The organism is Shewanella sp. 10N.286.51.B7, from assembly GCF_002873615.1.
In the GTDB taxonomy this organism is placed as follows: domain Bacteria; phylum Pseudomonadota; class Gammaproteobacteria; order Enterobacterales; family Shewanellaceae; genus Shewanella; species Shewanella electrodiphila.
Genome location: NZ_MCUF01000038.1, coordinates 79,915 through 104,877 on the forward strand (window position 1 = coordinate 79,915; position 24,963 = coordinate 104,877).

A 24,963-nucleotide genomic window follows, 5' to 3' on the forward strand; every position below is an offset into this window, starting at 1 on the left:
AGAAATATGAGCATGACTCATGACTGAATAGCTACTTTAGCATGGAAGCCCGCTAAATCAGGAACAATGAGATTGCTAAAATGGTTATGTGACATAAAAAAGCCCCCTCAATTGAGGGGGCAATGAGAATCTGGTCAAGATTCTCTAGGTGGGTAGGACGTAAAAGGTTTTGAATAACCGCTAACAAATATTGTTAGCGTTATTCTGTTTTATTCAAACGTGATTCAATTAGGGTATCGATAACGGCTGGATCTGCCAATGTCGACGAATCACCTAAGTTAGTGACTTCATTAGCGGCAATTTTACGTAAGAATCGACGCATAATCTTGCCTGAACGTGTTTTAGGTAGACCGCCAGCCCATTGAATTAAATCAGGGGTCGCGAGGGCACCAATTTCTTTTCTTACCCATTGGCGAAGCCCTTGACGTAGCTCCTCGGTTTCTTCAACACCTTTGGTCAGAGTCACATAAGCGTAGATGCCTTGACCTTTGATGTCATGGGGGTAACCAACTACAGCGGCTTCAGCAACTAGCTCATGTGAAACTAGGGCACTCTCAACTTCAGCAGTACCTAAACGGTGACCAGAAACATTGATAACATCATCCACACGTCCGGTAATCCAGTAATATCCATCTTCGTCACGACGTGCACCGTCGCCAGTGAAATACATACCTCTAAAGGTTTTAAAATATGTCAGTGCAAATCGGTCATGATCGCCATAAACCGTGCGCATTTGTCCAGGCCATGAGTCAAGAATGACTAGGTTTCCATCGACAGCGCCATCTAAAATGTTGCCCATGTTATCCACTAGAGCTGGCTGCACGCCAAAGAAAGGACGAGTCGCAGAGCCTGGTTTTGCATCAGTTGCGCCAGGTAACGGGCTAATCAAAATCCCGCCAGTTTCTGTTTGCCACCAGGTATCGACAATAGGACAAGACTCATGCCCGATGACTTCATGGTACCAACGCCATGCTTCCGGGTTGATTGGTTCGCCTACTGAGCCCATGACGCGTAACGAACTACCATCGAAACCTTCAAACTGTTCTTTACCTTCAGCCATTAATGCACGGATTAATGTCGGTGCAGTGTAAAGGATATTAACTTTATGACGGTCAATCATTTCACCTAAACGAGAAGGGCCTGGGGAGTTAGGAACACCTTCATGAATAAGTACTGTTGCCCCGTTAGCTAATGGGCCATAAACCATGTACGAGTGACCTGTAATCCAGCCTACATCAGCAGTACACCAGTAGACTTCACCTTCTTTGTAATCAAAGACGTATTCGTGAGTCATTGAAGCGTAGACCATGTATCCACCGGTCGTATGTAAAACGCCTTTAGGGTTACCAGTTGAACCGGAAGTGTAAAGTAGAAATAGCGGGTCTTCTGCGCCCATTTCTTCTGCTTGGCAATGTTCTGATGCTGTTGCCATCACATCGCTCCACCAAACGTCACGACCCTCAACCCAATCGATGTCGCCACCAGTACGATTAAGTACAATGACTTTTTCCACACAATCCACATCAGGATTATTCAGCGCATCATCAATGCTGCGTTTTAATGGGATTTTTCGTCCACCACGAACACCTTCATCGGCAGTAATAAGAACTTTTGAATTACCATCAATTACACGAGAGGCGATAGAGTCTGGTGAGAAGCCACCAAACACTACTGAATGGACCGCACCAATGCGAGCACAAGCTAACATTGCTACAGCCGCTTCAGGGACCATAGGCATGTAGATTGTAACGACATCACCTTTACAAACACCTTGGCTACGAAGGGCGTTAGCAAACTTACACACATCAGTGTGCAATTCACGGTAAGTTATTTTACGTTGTTCAGTGGCATCATCGCCTTCCCAAATGATAGCAACACGGTCGCCATTCTTTTCAAGGTGGCGATCTAAACAGTTCGCTGATGCGTTTAATGTACCGTCATAAAACCAATTGATGGAAAGGTTATGATCATCAAATGATGTTTTCTTAATTTTGGTGTAGGGTTTGATCCAATCAATACGCTTACCGTGTTCTCTCCAAAAACCTTCTGGATTTACCACAGATTCTTGGTACATTTTCTTATAGGTATCATTGTCTACCAGTGCGTTGGTTGCAAAATCTGCTGGTACTTTATAGAGAGACTGCGAGCTCATATGGCTTCCCTTTGTCGAATTTAGCGTTACGAAAGTATCGTCTGCAAGGTGAGGTTAACACTATTAGACCTTGGTCTAGTTTTAAAATATCCTTAATATTTAACCTGTTGCGCATGTTAGCATGGCATCAAATTGATACAGAATTATTGCCCAATTATTAAGCAAATATAATAAGAAGAGAAAGCCATGAATTTAACCTTAGTCGTTGCTGTCATTGCAATTTGCTATGTTTCTTTACTGTTCATCTTGGCATGGGGTGCTGAGCGGTGGTTTAGCAAGATCACCAAAAAGGTGCAGGTTTGGATATACGGCTTAAGTCTAGCGGTTTATTGTTCGTCATGGAGTTTTTTGGGCACAGTAGGTCAATCTGCAAACGATTTATGGTCATTTTTACCAATATATTTAGGTCCGATACTGGTCTTTACCCTAGGTTTTGGGGTACTGCGCAAGATGGTTATCATCTCAAAAGCGCAAAATATTACCTCTGTTGCTGATTTTATAGCTGCGCGATATGGTAAATCTCAGACCTTAGCCGCCATCGTTACCTTAATTGCTTTATTTGGAATAATGCCTTACATCGCCTTACAACTTAAAGCGATGGTATTTAGTTTAAATCTTTTTCAACCCGATAATCAGCCACTCAGTCCTGTGAGTGTCCCTTTATTAATCACCTTCGTTTTAGCCATTTTTGCGATTTTATTTGGCACAAGAAAGCTAGATGCTACCGAGCATAATCCTGGCATGATGGTGGCTATTGCATTTGAGTCATTAGTCAAATTAGCCGCTTTTTTGATTGTTGGTTTTGTGATTACCTATGGATTTTTTGATGGCTTTGGCGACATTTGGCAACAAGCATCAGAAAAAGACATTATTAAAAAAGGTAATTTGAATATTGTTTCATTTTTACCCGAAATGTTGGTGGGTATTGCGGCCTTTATGTGTATGCCACGTCAGTTCCACGTGATGGTCGTAGAGTGTGCTGAAGAAAATGTACTGAATAAAGCGCGATGGATATTTCCGCTATACCTCGCCATGTTTGGTTTGTTTGTTGCTCCGCTTGCTCTAGCTGGCACCTTATTGCTAGGAGATAACGTTGCTGCTGACACTTATGTGATTAATCTGCCGTTAGCACTCGATCAACCCGTGCTTGCGGTTATTGCACTACTGGGTACCTTATCTGCCGCTACAGGGATGGTCATCGTAGCGGTTGTGACCATTAGTGTAATGATAAGTAATGAATGGTTAGTCCCATTTATGCTACGTACTGGGCGCGTTAACGGTACCAATTTTAATCAGTTTGCTAGATTCTTATTAAACGCGCGCCGTTTAGCCATCGTTATCATTCTGGCGTTAGGTTACTTGAGTTACCTATTGTTTGGTAATAGTGAGTCATTATCACATCTTGGTCAGTTATCTTTTGGTGCATTTGCGCAATTAGCACCGGCTTTATTAGGCGGAATGTATTGGAAGTATGGTAACCGTTCTGGGGTGTTTCTTGGTTTAGCGGTTGGCTTTTCGCTTTGGTGTTATATTTTATTTGAAGGTAGTGTCGGACTTGGCGGAGAAACAGGATTATTAGCTTCAATCAGCCCTGAAGTTGCTGATACCTTGATTGCACTTTTAGCCAATGTAATTTGTTATGTTTTAGGTTCTTTATGGTTTAGAGCCGGTGTCGCTGAACGTATTCAAGCAAGTCACTTTATTAATCCAGGGGTTAATAAGCAGGGCGATAAAAAAGATGCTAACCGTAAACATGGTGCTATTTCACAGCAAGATTTATTAATCCTTGCGAGTCGATTTGTCAGTCCTACTCGGGCTTATGAGAGCTTTAGTAAATTTTCACCCGACGCAGTGCGCAGTGACTCGTGGCATAAAGTGGCAGGGGAGCCGCTTATTTCTCACACAGAACATATGCTGGCAGGTGTGTTAGGTGCTTCAAGCGCCTCATTGGTCATGGATTCTGTTCTACAAGGGCGTGACTTAGCCCTTGATGAAGTGTTCAGCTTAGTGGATGAAGCCTCTTCAAAAATCATTTTAAGCCAAGACATGCTTCGTGGTGCGATTGAGCATGCATATGAAGGTATGAGTGTTGTCGATAAAGACTTAAACCTTGTTGCATGGAACTTTAAATATGCTGAGCTGTATGATTATCCTGAAGGTTTTTTACAGCAAGGTATGCCGATTAGTGAAGTGGTTCGCTTTAATGCTGCTAGAGGTTATTGCGGTGAAGGAGATATCGAAACTCAAGTTGATATTCGGGTGCAACACATGCGTAATGGCACAGAGCATACTTCTGAGCGTCAGCGCCGTGATGGCAAAGTCATTAAGATACAAGGTAATCCAATGCCTGATGGTGGCTTTGTAATGACCTTTACTGACATTACGCAATATCGCCTGCAAGAAAAAGCATTAATTGAAGCGAATGAAACCTTAGAAACTCGTGTGCAAGAGCGTACTTATGAATTGGCGATGCTTAACAGTGAACTGCTTGAGGCTAAAGCCCAAGAAGAGCTTGCTAATGCCTCGAAAAGTCGTTTCTTAGCAGCAGTTGGTCATGACTTGATGCAACCTTTAAATGCCGCTCGATTATTTACCGCTTCGCTTGCTCAATATCCAAATTTGGATTTGGAAGGTAAAACCACCATTTCGCATATTAATAACTCTTTGCGCACAGCTGGTGAGCTATTAACGGATTTACTCGATATTTCTAAGCTTGATTCAGGCATGGTCGAAGTTAATCGCCGAGATTTCGCATTGGGTGAACTGTTAAATGGTTTAGCTGTAGAGTTTGAGGCGATGGCGAAAGATAATCAAATTCGATTTAACATGATGCCTTGTAATGCCACGATTAATTCTGATTTATCCTTATTAAGACGTATTTTACAAAACTTCTTAACCAATGCTTATCGTTACGCCAAAGGTGGTCAAGTATTGCTTGGTTGTCGCCGCCGTGGTGATTTTGTTGAGATCCAAGTATTGGATACAGGCTGTGGCATTGACGAAAACGAAACCGAAGAAATCTTTAAAGAATTTAAACGGCTAAACCATCCTAGTAGCCGCAATGTCAGCGGATTGGGGTTAGGGTTGGCGATTGCAGATAGAATAAGCAAAGTACTCGACCATCAAATTCAAGTGAGCTCAAAGCTCGGCCAGGGCTCTGTATTTTCGATAATTGTGCCCCTTGGAGAAACGATTAGCGAGAAAGTGATAAAGCCAGTACCAACATTAACTCAACCGTTAGCGGGGGTGAAAGTGTTATGTATTGATAATGAAGAAGCTATTTTAGCAGGGCTTGAAAGTTTATTAACCCGCTGGAAATGTGAAGTGGTTTGCGCCTCTGATTTAGCCGATGCACGTATTAAGCTGGGCTTAAAAGGCGTGGCACCAGATATTGTGTTAGCGGATTATCACTTAGATAATGACCAAAATGGCGTGGATGCGATGGACGGTATTCGCTCTCGTTATGGTGAGCATCTACCTGGCATTTTGATTACAGCCAATACTAATAAAGATCTCGTTGATGATGTTCAAAAACGTGGCTATCACTATATGGCGAAAATGGTAAAACCCGCAGCGCTGAGGGCACTTATTTCAAGCCTAGTAAAATAAAATTTTTAGATATTAAGTCACAGACTTAAGTATTGAAAAAACAAATTGAAAGGATGAAGAATGATTACAGTCTTTGGGGATGAAAAGTCAGGTAACTGTTACAAAATTAAGTTAACTCTAAGTTTACTCAACATAGACTATCAGTGGAAAAACGTAGACTTACTTAAAGGGGAGACGCAAACCTCTGAGTTTTTAACTAAAAGCCCACAAGGTAAAGTCCCCATTATTGAACTGCCTGATGGCAAAATATTGGCTGAATCAAACGCAATCATTGGTTACTTAGCTGAAGGTTCGCAGTTGATCCCTCATGATACATTCGACAAGGCATTAATGTATCAATGGATGTTTTATGAGCAATACACACACGAACCTTGCATCGCAGTGGCGCGTTTTATTCAGTTTTATCAAAATATGCCTGCTGAACGTCAATCTGAATATATTGTGTTACATGAGAAAGGTGAGCAGATATTAAGTTTGCTCGATAAAGAGCTTCTAGCTAAGCCGTTTATGATAGGGGAGCAATTTACTTTGGCTGATATTGCCCTTTATGCATACACTCATGTTGCTCATGAAGGCGGTTTTGACTTGTCAGTATATCCCAATATTCAAAACTGGTTATTTAGAATCACTGAGCAAATTAGGTATGTGGCAATGATAGACTAAGGGATATTACAGGCATAAAAAAAACCTTACCGAGTGTGACTGTTCAAACAGTGACACCCTAGTAAGGTTTTTTGAGTCAGTTTTAAATTACTTTGCTAGTTTAGTGAAGTAATCAAAAATTACTGGTACGTCATTCTGACCCATACCTGCATCAACCGCTTCTTGTAAGCTTGTTGAAGTACCTTGAGCGATTAAAGACTTAGTACCTAAGTCTTCACACATTGCAAGGAAGTAACCAAGATCTTTGTTTGCGTTAGCAACAGAGAAACCTAATTTTTCTTCACCGTCTACAGCGTAGAACTTACAGAACTGCATGAAAGGTGAGTTAGAAGGACCAGCTGACATAATGTCAAACAGTTGTTGTCCGTCAACACCAGCAAGTTTTGCTACAGCAAATGCTTGAGACATAGTTGCAACGGTTGTCATGCCCATGAAGTTGTTAATTAACTTCGTAGTATGACCAGCACCTAATGCACCTAGGTGGAATACATTCTCGCCTTGCTCTTCTAAAAGCGCTTTAACTTTGTTGAATGTTTCCATTTCGCCAGCAGCCATGATGTTTAACAGACCATCTTTAGCGTGTGCAGGAGTACGACCTAAAGGTGCATCAATCATGCCAGCGCCTTTTTCTGCTAGTGCAGCACCGATTTTCTTAGTAGAAGCAGGGATAGAAGTACCGAAATCAACTAATACAGATCCTTCTTTAATACCGGCTAAAACACCGTCATCACCGTAAACAATTTTTTCAACAACAGCTGAAGTTGTTAAACAGAATTGAACAACGTCACTCGCTGCTGCTAGTTCTTTTGCTGAAGTAAAGGCAGTTGCGTTACCACGGTCAATAACACGAGCAACAGCTTCTGCACTAAGATCCATTACATTGACTTGATAACCTCTCTTTTGAAGGTTCTCAACCATGTTGCCGCCCATAAGGCCAAGTCCGATGAAACCAATGACAGGCTTTGTCATATCTAACTCCTAAATATATTGGTAAATGCTATCCGAATGCTAATAAAATCTAGCATCTAGAATAGGCGTGCTAAGTTATTTTTATAAAGCGATGACTGAATTTCAGTGTTGGCTTTATATATTCAATTAATGATTCGAATTCTTTACTTACTTCTGATTTTTAATTGTATTACAATAAGACTGTAAAGCCAAACTATTACTGACCAATTATCTTAATTGGTTTACCAATTTGTGATTTTGTGATGTTGGTTGTTTTTTGAAGTAAACAAAGTGGTGTGGCTATTTGTATTTATTTAAGAGAGCCCATTAATGTTTAATAGGCTCTCTTCGAAGGTGTGGCTAAATTAGAATCTAGCGCGTAGACCTAGAGTGTAACGACGATCTGATTCACTGTATTTCCATACTGAACCTAGCTCAGTTGTGTACTCAATTGGTTCACCTGTTAAGTTCACAACGTTACCGACAACAGCAAAGTGTTCATTAATATCCCAGCTAGCAGAGAAATCAAACTGACCACGCGCTTCACGGTAGTTGTTACCCACAGTTGCATCAAAGTTGTCTGCAGTAGGGTCATTTTGGTTAAAGACGTTATAACCTAAAGCACCCACTGTTTGAACACGTTTTTCAGCTTGTGAATATAAGTAACGGTCACGCCAGTTGTATGCTAAACGGAACTGAAGATCTTCATTTTCCCAGTAAATTTGACCGTTAGCCGTATTTTCTGAAATATTTAGAAGAGGGTTACCGTCAGGCTGTGCACTATCTGCATAGGTATAGTTGGCATTAACACCAAAACCAGACCAGAAACCAGGTAAGAAGGTAAACTGCTGTTGATAAGCTAATTCAATACCTTTTACTTCACCGCTACCGCCATTAACGTCAGTATCGATTACGATACCCGTTTGGCCAGCCGCTTTTTGTTGGTCAACGTAAGCTAAACCTTGATCTTCTGTAGCAAAGTTAACATCGCCTTGGCTTTGTCCTGCTGTGTCGAGTAAACAAATGTTGCCCCACTCAGTGGTGTTTTGACCTGAGACAGTGCTTGCATCTGCTAAACAGCTGCTGTCAGTTTGGGTAAATGAGTTAACATCTTTATAGAAAAGTGCAGCAGAAACTAGACCACCGTCTCCAAAGTAATGCTCAACCGAGAAATCATATTGCGTTACACGGTATGGCTCAAGTTGGTAAGAACCTTGAGTACCAGTCACTAACGAGTTATCAATTGATAATGCAGGGCTTAATTCATCAAAGTCTGCACGTCGCATTACTTTAGCAGCTGCGAAACGCATTAAGGTTTCGTCAGTTAACGTATAAGTTACGTTTAAGCTAGGTAGGAAATCCGAATAATCATTTTTACCTGTATCTAAAACTTTATTACCATCAGCATCAACCGATGCAACAACACTTGATTCAAGTTCTGTTTGAATATAACGACCACCGAATACCGCTGTTAGGTCGTCGAAATCCAAATGGAATTGAGCATAAATCGCGCTGGTTTTCTCATTAATTTCTTTATATGCACCATTATCTTCTACCATGTTGTCAGCTAAAGAGCCGTTCATAGCATAAGACGTGCCTGCAAGCATTTGCTTAACAAGTTCATAAGTTGCTTCAGTATTTTGCAACTGATCAGCATCGTAAACATTGTATGTTAATAAATCGTTTTGACCGTTCACACCTGTTTGATCAAATGAGTTATTTAAATTGACAATGTTCATGCTGTCGCTAAGAAGCGCATTATCAATCCAGATTGGCGCAAAATTACCATTATCATCAACGGCTTTCTTGTATGAATCTTTTAGCGTGGTATTGCCATTAATTGGCTTAAGATCATAACGATTAGCTGTGTAGTCTCTATCAGTAAAGCGAACACCAGCTTTAACCGCTGATACCCAATCTACACCGATATCAGACATTTTAAAGTCAAAGCGAAGTGCTTGTTCTTCATTGTCTGTTTCAAGTGTTTTGTGGAAAAATTCACGGAACACTAAGTTATCAGGGTTAGTTAACATACCCGAGTCGGCATACATATAACCAGGAATGCCGCCACCTGAATAAGAGCTACTCGTACTGGTGTGAGTCACTAAATCAGTTGTAGGATCGGTACGTTCGATAGGACGTAGGTTGAATTCGTTTGCTGTTTGTTTTTCTTCAGATTTTGATAAAGAGTACTCAGCAGAAATTTCAATTGAATCAGTTAAGAACCATTCACCGCCAATAGCGTGTGAAGTGGTATCCGATGTAGTGAAGTCACTCCATGTTTTTGGAATCACTAATACGCCATCTAAATCGTAGTTATGTAACTCACCATTACTATCATAGTATGAATCACTTCTAGCGACACTAGAACCGCCCACATCAAGAATAGAGTACGCTGATTGACCACCGTCAAGCTTTGTGGCATTCAAATCAAGATAAATATTAGCTTCTGCGCTCACAGGTTCCCATTGTAGCGAGATACCATAAGCAGTACGTTCACGTTCTTCTGTTTTTTGCTCTACTGTATTCTGAGTACGACGCAGGTATTTACCATTTGGTCCACCAGAATCATCAACAATACCGTCACCATCAATGTCAATATTGTCTTGTAAATCTACTTTGCTAAAAAACTCATCACGGCGTAATTCACGATCTAGATAAGCTAAGTTAGCTGACGCACCAAATGAACCCGCATCACCGAGGTCCCAGTTATTACCAATACCCATAGAGAAATTAGGTGCTGTATTTTCTGTTTTGTCTGCGTATTCACCGTCTAACGTTATCGCTACTAGAGGCTCTGAAAGTTCTAATGGACGAATCGTTTTCATGTTGACAGTACCCCCCAAGGCACCTTCAATCATGTCAGGAGTCGGTGACTTAATCACTTCTACTGTTTTTAAGAAACTTGATGGGAAGTCATCTAACCCGATACCGCCACGGCCAGCGCCAGCAGTTGAACGGCCATTAAGTAGTACAAGGTTTTCTGATACACCACGAATTGTGACAGATTCACCAACACCAAAGTCAGTGCCAATTGAAACACCTGTAATACGTTGTAATGCTTCTGCAATGTTGTTATCTGGTAGCTTACCTATGTCTTCAGCAACAATAGCGTCAACGATACGATCATCAGTTCGTTTCATTAAGTTTGCCGCTTTCAAACTACCGAAGATACCTTTAACAGCAATCACTTCGATGTCATCAGTATCTGCTTGTTCAGTTGGTTCTGCAGCGTAAGCTGGTAGTGTTAACAGTGCTGTTAATGCAGCACCGAAAATCGATATATTAGTCGCTTTACTTTTAGTGTCACTAAACATGGCACTTATTTTATTCAGCTTCATAATTCCCCCAAGAATGGTATCAGGTCATACATTACCCTTTGGTATGACCAATTGTTGTTGTTTTTATCAACAGTAACATTTATATAACAAGGGTAATTCGAATGCAACCTATTATTACCAAAATGTTCACATTGGTATACCAAGGTCTAATCTTTCTTGGTTTGTCGCTATTTATGAACGATACTGGCTGTTCTTTAGTAGTGCTAAGACAGGGGCCTGCTCTGAGCTGTATTCTGATTTATCTATCTGTTTTTATCGGGTTTAATCTGTATCGACGGTCGTGTTGTAGATGTGGGGCTTTGATGGTTTAAATACAGTTGTCTAAATTTTGGTAATGTATCAATCTACGTATTGGTAATACCAGTCGGTGTTGTTTTTATTACAGAACTTATTGACGTAGTTCTAGATTTTAATTGAAAAAATCAAGTTTAAATTAGGTGATGTTTTAAAAAGTACATATAAAACAGGAGTTAAACTCTTATTTAAAAATTTGCAATTTCAGGCGAGGATTCTTCAAACTTGTAATAATGTAACAAACCTGTGAAAAATTAACATATTGATGCTCAATATAAATAGTTGTTAAACATTGGCAGAGGGATTAATTGCGGAACTCAATATCAAGTTCAGCAATTTAGTTGATGAGATTAGTTTTTAGTTAATGCAGTCTCATTTGTTAGCAAAATAACGTGTAACGGCAGGTTGGTAAGGGGTATCAATCCCGACGTAAGCAGGTCCAAAAGCTGAAAGTCCGCGCTCAGTGGTGAACTCTTTAGGTGCAGGAAGTACTACAATGGCCACGTTCATCTGTTTATGATAATTAGGATTGGTAATAGGGGTTAAGTTATCCATATCTAAGCAGCAAATTAAGTCAGGAATAGTGATATCAACCTTGTCATTGACCCTAACCACAAGGTTCTCATTTTTTACTTCGATATGGTAACGGTTATTCTTAAATTCACCCGTTCCGTCAATAAATACTTCGCCTATAGTAAAGCCATCTTGGGTTTTAAAGTTAAAATCAGTGACCACACCTCTGAATGCCACATAACCTTCACCGTGACTTGCTATCGCAGTTGCAATATCTTCGCTTTGTTCTTTGGCTAGACGATAAGCCTGACCAATCGCTAATGATTTAGAAATTGTTCCTTTAATGACGGCATTTTTTACTTGCTCAATGGGCATAGCATGATCAATCGCGGCAATGTCATTGCGACTTATCATAGATAAAGCACGGACAACGCTTTCAGCGCGTAAATCATCTATGACATTTTCACAGATAAAACACTCACCAAACTCATTAGCTGTGACTATTGGTGCTGCTGGAATATTATTAAAATAGTAAGTTGAATGGGTTATCTCTGGCACTGCTCGTCCTGCTACATCAGCATCAATAATATAGCCATTTGCCATTGCAGCAACGTAGAATGAGATAGCGGTATTTGAACCGCCTAATTCACAACAAATGGTGCCGTAGAATTCATCGCCCGTGTATTTTTCTAAGCGCCTGAAAGCGGTCATGATTGAGCTGCTATTTGACTTAGGTAGACGCGTATATTCTTGCTCTTCCTCTACTGTGAGTGGTGATAATGCACCAAGCATATAAGGAGTGCAGATTTTTTTACCTGTTGGCACATCATCAACACTGACTAAGTTAAAGGTTTTACCTTCTGCTAGTGCTTTATCAATATAATAGAAGCCCTCGTCAAGCTCACCACCCCCACCAGTTCCTAAAATAGCACAACCGTGCAATATGTCTGATAAGTCTAATCGAGTCAGTGTTTTCATCGTATACATCTCTTAAGCTATAGGTTAAGGGAAAGTCAAAAGGGGCTAACCGCGTTAATGTTAGAGACTAGCTAAAAAATATGTTTTCAAAAATGGCGACTACACAAAACAATTGATGGTTTAGTTTGAGCGAGACAAACGATTTTTTTGCCAAACTTTCATCAATAGGTAATAACTCGGCATTGTGATGATGATTGCATCGCACACTTCAATTCCAGTAAAAGTGAAATAACCGTTATTGACGAGTAGCGAGGTCGAAATACCAATTCCCCAAGCTATAACGGCTAAATAATTTATTGCAGGTAAATGAGAAATTTGTGCTAATTGATAAGTTTTTTGTCTGCGAAGGATAAAAAAATCGACGACATAAATAGCAGCAACAGGCGTGAAAATGATCGATAAACTAAATAAAAAGTCGGTAAAGTTTGCTAATAGATTGAATGAAGCAACGATAGTACCCAGTACACCAGCCACTACGATAATTTTCCATTCTTCCCAGTTAGCATTAATGGCATTAAATCCTAATGCTGCACTATAAAGGTTAACTACATTAGTGACCCAGCTGGACATTATTAATAATATAAAGGCTAATGTACCAATTCCAAGCGTAAGCATCACTTGTAAAATGTCATTTTGCTGAACTGCTAAGCCAGCCATTGCCGCAGCAATATACACAAATGTATTGAGCAGTAAAAAGGGCAGGAATGAGGCGACAACAGTATCGGTTTTGGTTTTAGCGAATCGAGTAAAGTCAGGCATCAGTACCACACTGACGATAAAACTTCCGACCACGGCGGATACAGCCTCACCAAAACTAATTGAAATAGTGTCCATTTGGTTAGTCTGTGCTGCAGTTTCTGTCGCGGGGAGCACGTAGCCAAAACTCTTGTAAAGCATATATGCGGTCAATATAAACAGTACGGGAACAAACAAACTGGATACTTTTTCAATAAGCGAAAAGCCCCAGATAGTGGTCAGCGTAATAAGGACCCCTGCAGAGATCTCTAACGCCCAGATAGGAAAGGTAAAATTAAACATTTGCAGTATTAAGCTTTGCGATACTTCGCTAAACAAATTGATGTTAACGCCGTACCAGCCAAGTAAAGACAAGACAAATGCCAAAGTAAGCAGGTTGGCGCCTTTTGTACCAAACACAAACTTCATCGTCATACATGATGCTAAGCGGTTATGCATGCCTACTAAGCCCGTTATCGCACCGAGCACAGATAGAATGACACCACCTATTAAGAATGCATAAATACTTTGTGTTATACCGAGTGCGCCGCCTAATTCTAAGCCAGTAATGAGTCCAGGAACAGCAAAGGCAAGGCCGCCATTAATCATTCCAATACGGATGCCACCTACGGTTTTATGTAAAGGAACTGGGCTGGTGGCATAGTCGTCAAGTAATCCATCATAATTTGATTTATCAGCATTTGATGGTGCCGAGCTTGACTGACTATTTGGTTGTACTGGCTGATTTACTGACATGAACCCTCGACAGGCCTCAATTGAGGCCTTTGATTTAATGATTAATGAATTAGAAATTATATATGGCTTCAATACCATAGGTACGAGGTTTGTTTGGCATACGTGCTAAGTCAGTTACGCCATCCCCATAAAAGAAGATATCTTCAATTGTGCGTTCATCGGTAAGGTTATTCACATAAAGTTGTACTGTCCAATCGTCAGACTGTAAACCAACGCCAGCGTTAATAGAGGTGAACGTTGATGAAGTGACATCGGGAATTTCAATATCAAAATATTGTGGCCCCTGTACTTGAATATCTGCTCGCGAAACGATTGACCAATTAGCACCAATAGGGAAGAAGTGGTTAGCTGAAAGTGTATAACTGTATTCAGGCACCCACACTTGTGAGTAGCCTTCAAGTTCAGGCCTATCAGAGAACTCTTTAATTTCAGAATCAATAATGCCAGCATTAAAACGCACATCAAGATTCTCTGTCGCAGCCCAACCTAATTCAACTTCTGCACCTTTGGTTTCTACTTTATCAATAGCAAGATTTTCTAGGGTAAAGCTATCAACATTAAATTGGGTAATTTGCGCATCAGATTGTGAAATCATAAAGATTGCACCGTTTAAGGTTACTGTATTTGAAAATAATGTCGTTTTAAAACCCGCTTCATAGCTATCGGATACTTCTTGATTAAATACGCGATTAATTCCTTCTGCTGGTTCATTAAAACCACCACTTCTAAAGCCTTTTGAGTAACCGGTATAAAGTAATAAATCTTGGTTCATTTGATAAGCTAAAGTGAATTTAGGTTGCCACTCACTGAATGTATCTTCAGCAAATGTGTCTACTGGATAATTAGGATCGTAAGACTCTCGCTTGTCATTGTCGTATCTAAGCGCAGCAGTCAACTCAAGTTTATCGGTAATGTCATAGTTGATTTGTCCTGATAGTGCCCAGGCTTTACTGCTATTTTTATCAGCAATGGTCAGATAAATCATATCGTCAGTAAAGTCATCTCTGTCTAACGGGACATCACCTAAGAAATCGTCGAAGAAGTTAATGGTGTTATCACGTTTTTTGTCTTGATAAAACGCAGATACAGCCCATCTTAATGGTTGGTCACTTTGAGAAGTGAATCGAGATTCCACCGTGAATGATTTCACATCAAATAGGCCTTCAGTGCCAAATGGGGCACGGAAAAAGTCTTCTTCGTCAATAAAGGTTGGATCAGCCGAGTAATCACCATCGTAAAAGTGATTGTTCTCAGAGCTGCTATAGGCTGTGATTAAATCGAATGTACCAAGGTCGTAGTGTTGAGTTAATTTTGCACTGACTTCATAAACATCACGTTGATCGTTATTACGAATATTTTGAGAGGTTGGAATATCAAAATCTTCAGCAGTTTCCTCTGTTACACCTTGATAATAAGCAAAACCCGCGTCGCTGGTGGTGTATCTGCCGCGAAGGTTTAAACTGGTATCGTCAGTTAATTCGAACTCTAGCTGACCAAAAACCGAGTCTTCGGAAAAATAATCTGCTTGTTCATCTAAAAATACATTATCAATTAAACCATCTGAATTTTTGGTGTAGCCACCGACGCGAAAGAAAGCGCTACTGTCATCATTTAATGCACCAGAGACGACACCATTTAAATTATAGGTGTTGCCATTACCATATGAGCCTTTTAGCGTGCCTTCCAACTCTTCAGTTGGTTTTTTTGTGGTCACAATGACTGCGCCGCCGATAGCGCCTTTACCGTATAGCGCACCTTGGGCACCACGCATCACTTCGATACGTTCTATATCAACTAAGTCTTGGTTGATAAACTCTAAATCAGGGGCTGTAACGCCATCGACGACAAACGCTAATGGCGCATCTCCTACCTGTGGGGTGATGAGGCCTCGAATCGTAATACGCGCTAAACCAGGGCGAAAGTTATCTAATTGGCTTAAGTTTGGGGTCAGATCAGCAACATCACGAAAGTTTTCGATGCGCTGATTTTGGATCATATCACCACTGAATGCGGTAACAGAGTCAGGTACATTTTGCAGGGTTTCCACACGGCCACGAGCGCTTACTTCAATTCGCTCAATTGCAGTATCAGCATTGCTCAATTGTTGCTCTTCTGCCGAATGAGCAATATTAATAAATGATAAACTGATGGCAGAGGCTAAAATTGTTTTTGAAAAAAACTGACGATGGCTGTGGTTCATGTGTTTGCCCTCATAGGCTGATATGCATAAATATGTAAATATTGTGCATGTGTGATATCCGTTACAACCATTGTGGCGCTTTATGGAAAAATAATATTTTGTAATGCTATTTAAATGCAGTGAAAAATTATCGCTTTGAGATAAAACTAACGAAATTTTGCAACCAAATGAGAGATAATCCATTATAGGCAAGGTAAATATAGGCTTAGGTTTCTGAAAATGAAAAAGAAAGTAAAAATTGATAGTTACAATAAGAAAATTTTGGCCACACTTCACCTTGAAGGCGATCTCACTAATATCGAATTAGCCGATAAAGTCAGCTTATCACCCAGTGCGTGTTTTCAAAGAGTCAAAGCGCTGAAAGAAGCTGGTTATTTTAGAACCTTTCACGCTGATGTGAATTTAGAACAAATTTGTGAACACGTAATGGCATATGTCGAGTTTACCTTACGTGACAACAGTGCGCCTTCTAGCCGCCGATTTGTAAGTGCGATTCAAGACATTCCAGAATTTATGGACTGCATGCAGCTAAGTGGTGATGTGGATTATATGTCCCTTAGTTGTTTTCCAAATATCAAAAAGCTTAATGAAATTTGTACTGAATTATCAGATCGCCCAGAGTTAAGCATTAAAAATATTAAAACCCGTATCGTATTAGAGCGCAGTAAGTGGTTTTTAGGTTACCCATTAGGCAGCCTTAAATGGCTAGATGATAATGCGCAAGAGAGCGAATCAGCTTAATAACTGAACTTTAATATGCTTTATCGTGACACAGGAATTAATGTCCTAAGAACAATTATCATAGTTATTCACATTAGATTGTTTATTATTTAAAACTGTCGCAGATTCAGGTTAGGATTTTTGGGTTAATGACTCTTTATACAGAATAAGTTCAGCGTAAATTGGTCAGCTAAATCGATAAACCATAACTTCTCTTCTAAATGAAAAAGACCCGTTATCAAAGCTGATAACAGGTCTTTAATCTAGCCGTATTTAAACTTTTGACAGGCACTATTTACTGGCATGAATTGCAGAGATTAAACACAGCCAGCATTTCAAAGTCAGAATAAAAACAAGTGTGTTATGTTAAAAGGCAGCCGTTACTGCAATTTTGTCATTAAAAAAGCTAGCCATTACTAAAAGTATCTGCGCTGCTTTGTTCTTGAGTAATATCTGCAGCAATGGTTTTCATTGCTGTGGTCAGCTTAGTAAGCTGAGCTGAGCTAATGGTGTAAGGCGGAGTGATATATATGACATTACCAAACGGTCTTATCCAAACTCCAAGTTGAATAAAGGCTTGTTGAAGTGCGCCGGTATTAATTGCACTGTCCATTTCAATCACACCGACAGAGCCAAGCACTCTCACATCTTTTACATGTTGATAATGAATAGCCTCTGCGAGTTCAAGTGTCATTTGCGATTCGATGTCGCTGACTTGTTGTTGCCACTTGCCCGTTTGTAATATGGCTAAACTGGCATCAGCAGCGGCGCAAGCTAATGGATTTCCCATGAAAGTAGGGCCATGCATGAAGACTCCTGCAGGTGAGTCACTTATGCCGGTTGCGACTTCATCTGAACAAATTGTGGCGGCAAGACTAATATAACCACCCGTTAAGGCTTTGCCTAAACACAAAATATCAGCTTCAATATTGGCATATTCATAGGCAAACAGCTTACCTATACGGCCAAAACCGGTTGCTATTTCATCTAAAATTAACAGCACTTGGTATTTATCACACAAGGCGCGTAAAGCGACTAAGTAATCGGCTGAGTAAAAGTGCATACCGCCAGCTGCCTGCATAATAGGCTCGATGATAATGGCGGCAATGTGCTGATGATTAGCTTTTAATATTGCTTCTAAGGCGTCCGTATCGCCATCTACTAACGCCTGATTAAAGTCTGACAGCGGCGCAGGGGCAAATAATTGCTCAGTGACAGCATTACCAAACATAGTATGCATACCATTATCAGGATCGCAGACACTCATGGCTGCAAACGTATCGCCATGATAACCACGTTTAACAGTGAGTAATTGTTGTTTCAATGGCTGGTTTTTACCTTGCCAATATTGCATGGCCATTTTCATGGCAACCTCTACTGCAATCGAACCTGAATCGGCTAGAAACACTTTGGTCAGATTAGGACTGGTCATATCCACTAAGCGCTTACACAAGTTAATTGCAGGTGCGTGGGTAATGCCGCCAAACATGACATGACTTAATGTGGTTAATTGATGCTGCATGGCTTCAATAATTTCAGATCGGTTATAGCCATGAATACAAGCCCACCAAGAGCTAGTGCCATCAATTACTACTTGGCCATCTGATAAGGTTAATTCACAACCATCGGCTGAATGAACCCCGGTGACTTTTGCGGCTTGACTCATTGAAGTGTATGGGTGCCAAATGTGTTGCTTATCGAAAGCAAAGTCGATTTCGGAATTAATTGTCGAGTCAGAGTGTTGAGAATTTAAGTTGTTCATATTTTAACCGTTAGTCAAGGTGTGGTGCTTGCTAGCATTGACAGTTTAAACGCTGAAGGTATCCTAACCCAATATAAAGTGAATATAAAATGAATAAAAAAGGATTAACCATGTCATCGTCAGCGATCCGTCACGACTGGACTAAAGCAGAGATTGAAGCACTATTTGCTTTACCAATGAATGATTTACTGTTTAAAGCTCACAGTATTCATCGTGAAACCTTTGATCCTAACGAAGTACAAATTAGTCGCCTATTATCGATTAAAACCGGTGCTTGTCCTGAAGATTGTAAATACTGCCCGCAAAGTGCGCGCTACGATACTGGTCTTGAAAAAGAACGTTTACTGGAAATCGAAAAAGTGATTACCGAAGCGAAAAGTGCCAAAGCTGCAGGGGCATCACGTTTTTGTATGGGAGCAGCTTGGCGTAACCCGCGTGAACGTGACATGCCTTATTTAACTCAAATGGTGAAAGATGTTCGTGCGTTAGGCATGGAAACCTGCATGACCTTAGGCATGTTGTCACCTGATCAAGCTGATGAATTAGCCAGTGCAGGCCTTGATTACTACAACCATAATTTAGATACATCGCCTGAGTACTACGGCGACGTTATCACGACTCGTACATACCAAAACCGTATTGATACCCTATCAAATGTTCGCGCATCTGGCATGAAAGTGTGTTCAGGGGGGATTGTAGGCATGGGCGAGAAAGCCACCGACCGTGCAGGGTTATTACAGCAACTGGCTAACCTTGAACAACATCCAGATTCAGTACCTATTAACATGCTTGTTAAAGTAGCAGGCACACCATTTGAAAAAATTGATGATTTAGACCCACTTGAATTTGTGCGCACGATTGCAGTGGCGCGCATCATCATGCCTAAATCTCGTGTACGTTTATCTGCAGGTCGTGAGAACATGACCGATGAACTGCAATCTATGTGTTTCTTTGCTGGTGCAAACTCGATCTTTTACGGATGTAAGTTACTGACAACACCAAATCCTGAAGAAAACGATGATATGACTTTATTTAAACGTTTGGGGTTACATCCTGAGCAAGGTCCATCTGCTGATATCGAATCAGACAGTGCTTTACTTGCCAAAGCAAATGCCAAAAAAGATAAAGCAACTCAACAGTTTTTTGATGCTGGCGCAATTTAATCGTTAATAGGTTTTGATATGGTAAGTCATCCAATCTTAGATAAAATCAGTCAGCGAATGCAGCAACTGAATAATGATGGCTTACTCAGAAAGCGTAAATTGTCTCACGACAATAGCAATCCAAGCGTTATCGATTTTAGCCATAATGATTACCTAGGATTAGCGAGTGCCAATGAAATGGTTGATGCCCTTACACAAGGGGCAACAATCTATGGCGTAGGCAGTAAAGCCTCACCGTTAGTATCAGGTTATAGCCAAGCACATTTTCAATTAGAACAGAGTTTATGTGAACTCACAGGACATGAAGCTGGGCTACTTTTTTGTTCAGGCTTCAGTGCAAATCAAGCGTTAGTTAAAACCCTATTTGACTCAAACAATGTGGTGATCGCCGATAAGCTTATTCACGCATCAATCATTGATGGAGTTAGAGATAGCGGGGCAGTCTTTAAACGCTTTAAACATAACGATTTAAATCATGCCAAGCAGCTACTCGAACGCAATCCCAATAGCGTGGTTATTACCGAAAGTGTCTTCAGCATGGATGGTGATAAAGCACCATTAAAGTCGTTACAGCTATTGTGTCAGCAGTATAATAGTTTGCTTGTGGTTGATGATGCCCATGGCTTTGGGGTCACGCCAACTCAAGCCAATGGTAAGTTTTGCGATATCCAAGTGGTGACATTTGGTAAAGCACTTGGTTGTCAGGGCGCAGCCATATTAGGTCCCAAAGCAGTGATTGATTTTATGGTTGCTCAGTCTCGCCAATATATCTATTCAACAGCGTTATCACCTGCCAGTGCATATTTGGCACTAGCAGCTGTAAAATTAACCCAAGAACAACCACAAAGGCTTGCAGCTCTTAATGCCAATATTGCTGAATTTAGGCAGGCTTGTGGCAAAAATAATATCGAACTCACCGATTCAACCACTGCGATTCAACCTGTATTGATTGGTGATAGTAATAAGACAGTGTTAATTGCGAGCAAACTTTTTGATTTAGGCTTTGCAGTTGGGGCGATAAGGCCACCGACAGTACCCGCAGGGCAAGCAAGGCTTCGCATTACGATTAACGCGCAGCATAGTAAGCATGATATTGCTGAATTGGTTTGTGTATTAGCCACCTTAATTTAATTTTTAAGCATACTTTTATGATATAAGCATACTTTTATGATAAATGTATCGTTTCGAGAGCGTGAATGAACTCAAATAACCCTGTGGCAGTGAAGTTTTCTCAGGCAGCGACAACTTATAAACAACATGATGTGTTGCAGCGGATCACCGCTGAAAAACTATTAAGCAAAGCAACTCTTTCTGGCGATGTGATTGATATTGGCTGCGGACCTGGCACCGATTTCACTGCGTACGGACAAGACATTACCAAAGTGACTGCGGTGGATTTATCAGAGCAAATGCTGGCAGTAGTAAACCAGTCTTTTCCTTCATATCTTACCTTGTGCGCCGATGCTGCTAACTTACCTTTATTTGAGGAGCATTTTGATGGGTTATATTCAAACCTTGTATTGCAATGGTGCGGTGACTTAACGGCAGTATTTAACGAGTTTCATCGAGTCGTTAAACCTAAAGCCACGTGTTTTATCAGTATTGTTACCAGTGGCAGTTTACCTGAGCTTGAAACATTGGGGTTAGGGCACAACGCTTTTCGAACCGTTGAACAAATAACAGCAGCAATCGATAGCCAATATTGGCAAGTTGATTCAGTTAATGAATGCAGTGAATCGCTCTATTTTAATGATTTACGAACGATGCTTTATTCAATAAAAGGTGTTGGTGCTTCGGTAAAATCTCATCAAGAAAACTCGCATAGCTGCTGCTCAGATAAAAGCACCTTAGATAAAAGCGCCTCGAATAAAAGCCGCTCGCATACAAACCGCACAGGATTAGAAAAGGTATCACTTCGTGGCCGTAAGGATTGGTTAGCATTAAAGCAACATGCTGAAACGATGCGACAGGCAGAAGGTATTCCACTGACTTACCAAGTTACCTATTTGCAGTTAACAAAAAAATAGAAGGTTTATTGCAATGATTTATTTCATCACAGGCACTGATACCGATAGCGGAAAAACCTTAGTGTCGTCAGCATTATTACATGCGGCAGAAGGCACTAAAATTGGTGTTAAACCCATCGCTTCTGGTTGTGAACAAACCGAAAACGGCCTGAGAAATAGTGATGCCTTGGCACTAATTGCAGAGTCAAATATCAAGCTTGATTATCAGCAAATCAACCCCGTTGCATTTAAGCCAGCTATTGCACCGCATATTGCGGCTAAGCAACAAGGGCTAGCGTTGACGGCACTAGGTGTAGTGGACTCCTTACCACTAACTGAGCTCAAAAATACTGATTTTGGATTAATCGAAGGCGCTGGTGGCTGGCGTTTACCACTAGGCAATGGCGAGTACTTATCTGACAGTGTTAAATTGTTAGCAACACAACATCAAGTCGGTATTATTTTGGTGGTTGGCATGAAGTTAGGTTGCCTTAATCATGCTTTATTAACCCAAGAAGCGATATTGGCTGATGGATTAACCATCGTGGGGTGGGTTGCGAATCAAGTGGACCCTGACATGGCATATCAAGATGAAAACCTCGCGACGTTAAAACAAATAATGACCTCTGAGTTTATGGGTTATGTTCCTCACTTATCTAACCCAACCGCAAAACAAGCTGCTCAATCTATTCGCTTTACTAGCGCATTAAAAGTAAATCGCATTCAAAGTTAATCACTTTTTACATTTATTACTTTATATCCATAGGGCTTAAAACACCTGTTTGGTGTAAGCCTGCAACATGGGTATATATTTGGGTTGTTTTTAAATCATTATGGCCAAGTAGTTCTTGTACGGTCCTTATATCATGCCCACCTTTGGCGTTACGAATGTGCACCTGCATCACCTGTGAATCGATGTCACCAACCTGAAGTGAAATAGCCTCACCGAGGCGCAACCCCATACTGTATTAGGTGTGAAAACACACTTGATATCGAAGCTTATGAGTAAGACTAATAACGATAGAGACTTCTGTGGGCGTAAGAATATCAGGCAGTCTATGGACTTGTGGCGGCTTAACAATATTAAGCCACTGCCAGTGCTGGTCAAGGACATATCGATAGACTTATTTACAAGTGATTGTGCAACCCATTACGGTCAAGTTTCACGGTGCTCCATGAATGTGACTCAATCAAACTGGCAAAGTAGCGCTTCAAATCATCGATTGAAAGGTTATCAGGACATGCATCGAAATAAGCACTAATGCGCCTGACAGCGCAGCTTCGTTCAACAAGAGCATTAATGATAAATCACAATCAATACGAATTATCGTACAGCTTATAATCTGCATATTAGTTCTGAACTGTAATCTCATTACACTATTTATTGGTAATACCCATATGGAGAATTGGTAATAAACATTTGTAAATTTAGGATACAGCTAAGTCACTGACTAACTTTGTTCTGTTATTTGGTAATGTTGTCATATCCATTGGTAGTGAATATAAAAACCATTCAACAATAACAGCTCGTTCCTCCTATAAGTTTCTGTTTATCATGTTCTTTTTGTTTTGTGAAAAATGTGTCAAGCCAATGCGTTAGTCTTTTTTACCCCCCTTGTTACTACCAATTCTGGTTTTTGGTAATGCTTGCGGCACTATTTTGGTTGACAATGATATGTTGTGTTGGTTATATTTTGTTTAACATAAAGTTACAAGTGTGAACAAGTTGTTAAGTATGTAGGTGTGTTAGGTGGGTTGTGTGTGATTCTGTGCGTAACAATTAATCATAGCTCTTTGATCATATACAACAAAGAGTTCTGCTTATTTTTAAAACGAAATTAGATAAATTTTGGTGTTAATTAGAAGCAAAGTCTTACCTATTTTTATTACGTTTTTCAGGGTTAGTTAAGTTCATGTGTAGGTGCGTCACTTCATGCTGCGCATATAGGTATTCTAAGTAAGCTATGAAAATAGTTAAGCCGAACAATACACGATCATATTCAACAAAGAGATCGTAAATTATAAAGGATTCCAATATCAACACATATAAATCTTACCGACATATTCAAAAGAAAATGTGTGACGTTTTCGCTGTGCTAGTTTTTGCTTTAACTGTTTTTAGCGCATCACTCAATGCTCAGGAGATTGAGGAGAATACGCTTATTCCTAAGTCACACACTAGTCTTGCTGAAGGTGTTTTACTGGGGGATTTGTCAAAACTCGATCCGCTTAAAAAGCCAGGTGAAAATTTTGACTTACTCGATTGGTCGTTAACGTTGCCAACCGATCTCAACAAAGATAAAAAAGCTGATACCGTCTATGAGAAATCATTAGGTAAAGGCTTTAACTTAAAGCCATTTTTTTATACAGCAGATGATGGTGGTTTGGTATTCGCTTGCCCAAACGTAGGTGCCAAGACCTCAAAAAATACAAAATATGCGAGAACCGAACTACGCGAAATGCTACGTAGAGGTAATAGCAGAATAAAAACTCGTGGCCTGACTAAAAATAACTGGGTTTTCAGCAATGCGCATGGTTCGGCGAAAGCTAAGTCTGGGGGTGTTGAAGGCAGTTTGGAAGGGACGTTGGCAATAAACCGAGTATCTACCACAGGTGATAAAAAAAAGGTTGGACGCGTGGTCATCGGGCAAATTCACGCGACGGATGACGAACCTATTCGTTTATATTATCGAAAATTACCAGCCAACTCGAAAGGGGCTATTTATTTTGCCCATGAAATAAATGATGGTGATGATATTTGGATAAATATGATTGGCTCACGTTCACATACTTTGTCAGACCCTGATGACGGAATCGCCTTAAACGAAAAATTCTCTTATAAAATTTCCGTCGAAGATGAAGTGTTGTTCGTCACTATAATCAGGGAAGGTAAGCCTAATATTACTAAGTACTACGATATGAAAGATAGTGGTTACAGTGCTAGTAACCAGTATATGTACTTTAAAGCGGGTGTTTATAACCAAAACAATGGCGGCGCCGAAGGTGATTATGTGCAAGCCACTTTTTATCATATCCACAACATGCATAAAGGTTATAAGTTTTAGCGCATTTAACACATCAATTTAAAATTCGTAACTCGTAATTCGTAACTACAATTATTGG

At 40.4% G+C, this 24,963-nt stretch carries 15 protein-coding genes and 1 pseudogene; 8 read left to right on the plus strand and 8 right to left on the minus strand.

The window, feature by feature from the left end; all coding sequences use genetic code 11:
• Positions 1-199: 199 nt before the first annotated feature.
• Positions 200-2,152, minus strand: coding sequence for an acetate--CoA ligase (acs, locus tag BCU84_RS12260; RefSeq protein WP_102528372.1), 1,953 nt, complete (start codon positions 2,150-2,152; stop codon positions 200-202).
• A 186-nt stretch (positions 2,153-2,338) separates the two neighbouring features.
• Between acs and BCU84_RS12265 the strand changes: the two genes are divergently transcribed.
• A complete protein-coding gene (locus tag BCU84_RS12265; RefSeq protein WP_102528373.1) occupies positions 2,339-5,761 on the plus strand; it encodes a PAS domain-containing hybrid sensor histidine kinase/response regulator in 3,423 nt (1,140 codons plus the stop codon).
• A 60-nt stretch (positions 5,762-5,821) separates the two neighbouring features.
• On the plus strand, positions 5,822-6,424 hold the full coding sequence (locus tag BCU84_RS12270) for a glutathione S-transferase family protein (protein WP_347231193.1): 603 nt from the start codon (positions 5,822-5,824) through the stop codon (positions 6,422-6,424).
• 87 nt (positions 6,425-6,511) lie between these two features.
• Here the strand turns inward: BCU84_RS12270 and BCU84_RS12275 are convergent, their stop codons facing one another.
• The 5 genes from BCU84_RS12275 to BCU84_RS12295 form a co-directional block, all read right to left on the minus strand.
• Positions 6,512-7,393, minus strand: a complete 882-nt coding sequence (locus BCU84_RS12275) for an NAD(P)-dependent oxidoreductase (protein ID WP_102528374.1) — start codon at positions 7,391-7,393, stop codon at positions 6,512-6,514.
• Between the two features lie 344 nt (positions 7,394-7,737).
• A complete protein-coding gene (locus tag BCU84_RS12280) occupies positions 7,738-10,713 on the minus strand; it encodes a TonB-dependent receptor (protein ID WP_102528375.1) in 2,976 nt (991 codons plus the stop codon).
• A 666-nt stretch (positions 10,714-11,379) separates the two neighbouring features.
• Positions 11,380-12,498 carry a DUF917 domain-containing protein gene (locus BCU84_RS12285; RefSeq protein ID WP_102528376.1) on the minus strand — a complete coding sequence of 373 codons (1,119 nt, stop codon included), beginning with the start codon at positions 12,496-12,498 and terminating at the stop codon, positions 11,380-11,382.
• 120 nt (positions 12,499-12,618) lie between these two features.
• Positions 12,619-13,989 carry a cytosine permease gene (locus tag BCU84_RS12290; protein ID WP_102528377.1) on the minus strand — a complete coding sequence of 457 codons (1,371 nt, stop codon included), beginning with the start codon at positions 13,987-13,989 and terminating at the stop codon, positions 12,619-12,621.
• A 49-nt stretch (positions 13,990-14,038) separates the two neighbouring features.
• A complete protein-coding gene (locus BCU84_RS12295) occupies positions 14,039-16,189 on the minus strand; it encodes a TonB-dependent receptor (RefSeq protein ID WP_102528378.1) in 2,151 nt (716 codons plus the stop codon).
• Positions 16,190-16,408: 219 nt separating this feature from the next.
• Here BCU84_RS12295 and BCU84_RS12300 point away from each other — a divergent pair, with 219 nt between their 5' ends.
• Complete coding sequence (locus BCU84_RS12300; RefSeq protein WP_102528379.1) at positions 16,409-16,930, plus strand: Lrp/AsnC family transcriptional regulator; 522 nt, start codon at positions 16,409-16,411, stop codon at positions 16,928-16,930.
• A gap of 385 nt (positions 16,931-17,315) precedes the next feature.
• On the opposite strand, the gene bioA is transcribed toward BCU84_RS12300, so the two are convergent.
• Positions 17,316-18,671: an adenosylmethionine--8-amino-7-oxononanoate transaminase gene (bioA, locus tag BCU84_RS12305; protein WP_241906422.1), complete on the minus strand. Its 1,356-nt coding sequence runs from the start codon at positions 18,669-18,671 to the stop codon at positions 17,316-17,318.
• Positions 18,672-18,781: 110 nt separating this feature from the next.
• Here bioA and bioB point away from each other — a divergent pair, with 110 nt between their 5' ends.
• The 4 genes from bioB to bioD all read left to right on the plus strand — a co-directional run bounded on the left by bioB (position 18,782) and on the right by bioD (position 22,573).
• Entirely contained in the window at positions 18,782-19,834 is a 1,053-nt protein-coding gene (gene bioB, locus BCU84_RS12310; protein ID WP_102528380.1) for a biotin synthase BioB, read from the plus strand.
• A gap of 18 nt (positions 19,835-19,852) precedes the next feature.
• Positions 19,853-20,965, plus strand: a complete 1,113-nt coding sequence (locus BCU84_RS12315) for an 8-amino-7-oxononanoate synthase (protein WP_102528381.1) — start codon at positions 19,853-19,855, stop codon at positions 20,963-20,965.
• 65 nt (positions 20,966-21,030) lie between these two features.
• Complete coding sequence (locus BCU84_RS12320) at positions 21,031-21,861, plus strand: methyltransferase domain-containing protein (RefSeq protein WP_102528382.1); 831 nt, start codon at positions 21,031-21,033, stop codon at positions 21,859-21,861.
• A 16-nt stretch (positions 21,862-21,877) separates the two neighbouring features.
• Positions 21,878-22,573, plus strand: coding sequence for a dethiobiotin synthase (gene bioD / locus BCU84_RS12325; protein WP_198589575.1), 696 nt, complete (start codon positions 21,878-21,880; stop codon positions 22,571-22,573).
• A 16-nt stretch (positions 22,574-22,589) separates the two neighbouring features.
• Here the strand turns inward: bioD and BCU84_RS21130 are convergent.
• Positions 22,590-23,121 (minus strand): annotated as a pseudogene (locus tag BCU84_RS21130) (tyrosine-type recombinase/integrase); the annotation flags it as partial.
• A gap of 812 nt (positions 23,122-23,933) precedes the next feature.
• On the opposite strand from BCU84_RS21130, the gene BCU84_RS12335 reads away from it, so the two are divergent.
• Positions 23,934-24,905, plus strand: coding sequence for a polysaccharide lyase family 7 protein (locus BCU84_RS12335; RefSeq protein ID WP_241906423.1), 972 nt, complete (start codon positions 23,934-23,936; stop codon positions 24,903-24,905).
• The last annotated feature ends 58 nt before the right edge of the window (positions 24,906-24,963 follow it).

Excerpts from the sequence above, each read along its gene's own strand:
- acs (WP_102528372.1), bottom strand. The coding sequence starts at position 2,152 with ATGAGCTCGCAGTCTCTCTATAAAGTACCAGCAGATTTTGCAACCAAC.
- BCU84_RS12265 (WP_102528373.1), top strand. The coding sequence starts at position 2,339 with ATGAATTTAACCTTAGTCGTTGCTGTCATTGCAATTTGCTATGTTTCT.
- BCU84_RS12270 (WP_347231193.1), top strand. The coding sequence starts at position 5,822 with ATGATTACAGTCTTTGGGGATGAAAAGTCAGGTAACTGTTACAAAATT.
- BCU84_RS12275 (WP_102528374.1), bottom strand. The coding sequence starts at position 7,393 with ATGACAAAGCCTGTCATTGGTTTCATCGGACTTGGCCTTATGGGCGGC.
- BCU84_RS12280 (WP_102528375.1), bottom strand. The coding sequence starts at position 10,713 with ATGAAGCTGAATAAAATAAGTGCCATGTTTAGTGACACTAAAAGTAAA.
- BCU84_RS12285 (WP_102528376.1), bottom strand. The coding sequence starts at position 12,498 with ATGAAAACACTGACTCGATTAGACTTATCAGACATATTGCACGGTTGT.
- BCU84_RS12290 (WP_102528377.1), bottom strand. The coding sequence starts at position 13,989 with ATGTCAGTAAATCAGCCAGTACAACCAAATAGTCAGTCAAGCTCGGCA.
- BCU84_RS12295 (WP_102528378.1), bottom strand. The coding sequence starts at position 16,189 with ATGAACCACAGCCATCGTCAGTTTTTTTCAAAAACAATTTTAGCCTCT.
- BCU84_RS12300 (WP_102528379.1), top strand. The coding sequence starts at position 16,409 with ATGAAAAAGAAAGTAAAAATTGATAGTTACAATAAGAAAATTTTGGCC.
- bioA (WP_241906422.1), bottom strand. The coding sequence starts at position 18,671 with ATGAACAACTTAAATTCTCAACACTCTGACTCGACAATTAATTCCGAA.
- bioB (WP_102528380.1), top strand. The coding sequence starts at position 18,782 with ATGTCATCGTCAGCGATCCGTCACGACTGGACTAAAGCAGAGATTGAA.
- BCU84_RS12315 (WP_102528381.1), top strand. The coding sequence starts at position 19,853 with ATGGTAAGTCATCCAATCTTAGATAAAATCAGTCAGCGAATGCAGCAA.
- BCU84_RS12320 (WP_102528382.1), top strand. The coding sequence starts at position 21,031 with ATGAACTCAAATAACCCTGTGGCAGTGAAGTTTTCTCAGGCAGCGACA.